The organism is Staphylococcus coagulans (assembly GCF_002901995.1).
GTDB lineage: Bacteria > Bacillota > Bacilli > Staphylococcales > Staphylococcaceae > Staphylococcus > Staphylococcus coagulans.
Genome location: NZ_PPQN01000092.1, coordinates 1 through 729, shown reverse-complemented (window position 1 = coordinate 729; position 729 = coordinate 1). Strand labels below are relative to the sequence as shown.

At 48.1% G+C, this 729-nt stretch carries 6 tRNA genes and 1 rRNA gene; all 7 read left to right on the top strand.

What is annotated here, in order from left to right:
• Positions 1-91: ribosomal RNA gene (gene rrf / locus CD118_RS11315) — 5S ribosomal RNA — on the top strand; the annotation flags it as partial.
• An 11-nt stretch (positions 92-102) separates the two neighbouring features.
• Positions 103-177, top strand: a tRNA-Asn gene (locus CD118_RS11310).
• A gap of 1 nt (position 178) precedes the next feature.
• Positions 179-250: transfer RNA gene (locus CD118_RS11305), tRNA-Glu, on the top strand.
• A 10-nt stretch (positions 251-260) separates the two neighbouring features.
• Positions 261-336 (top strand) — tRNA-Val (locus tag CD118_RS11300).
• 19 nt (positions 337-355) lie between these two features.
• Positions 356-439, top strand: a tRNA-Tyr gene (locus CD118_RS11295).
• Positions 440-443: 4 nt separating this feature from the next.
• Positions 444-518: transfer RNA gene (locus CD118_RS11290), tRNA-Gln, on the top strand.
• Between the two features lie 3 nt (positions 519-521).
• Positions 522-594 (top strand) — tRNA-Lys (locus CD118_RS11285).
• Positions 595-729 lie beyond the last annotated feature (135 nt).

Genomic DNA, 729 nt, shown 5'->3' with positions numbered 1-729 from the left:
ACACCTGTTCCCATGCCGAACACAGAAGTTAAGCTCTTTAGCGCCGATGGTAGTCGGACTGACGTTCCGCGAGAGTAGGACGGTGCCAGGTTATTTTATTATTCCACAGTAGCTCAGTGGTAGAGCTATCGGCTGTTAACCGATCGGTCGTAGGTTCGAGTCCTACCTGTGGAGCCATGGCCCCTTGGTCAAGCGGTTAAGACACCGCCCTTTCACGGCGGTAACACGGGTTCGAGTCCCGTAGGGGTCATTTGAATTATGGAGAATTAGCTCAGCTGGGAGAGCATCTGCCTTACAAGCAGAGGGTCGGCGGTTCGAACCCGTCATTCTCCACCATTTTTTCTTCATTACATATGGAGGGGTAGCGAAGTGGCTAAACGCGGCGGACTGTAAATCCGCTCCTTCGGGTTCGGCAGTTCGAATCTGCCCCCCTCCACCATTAATGGGCTATAGCCAAGCGGTAAGGCAACGGACTTTGACTCCGTCACGCGCTGGTTCGAATCCAGCTAGCCCAGCCATTAGAGCCATTAGCTCAGTTGGTAGAGCATCTGACTTTTAATCAGAGGGTCAGAGGTTCGAATCCTCTATGGCTCACTACAGACCTTATCTCAATAGAGATAAGGTTTTTTTAGGTTATATATTTTTAACGGTTGGTGAAATAGTCACTGACCGTTATTTTAATTTTTGATATTAAAAAAGCACAAATATCTCTATAATTGTAAGTGCCTA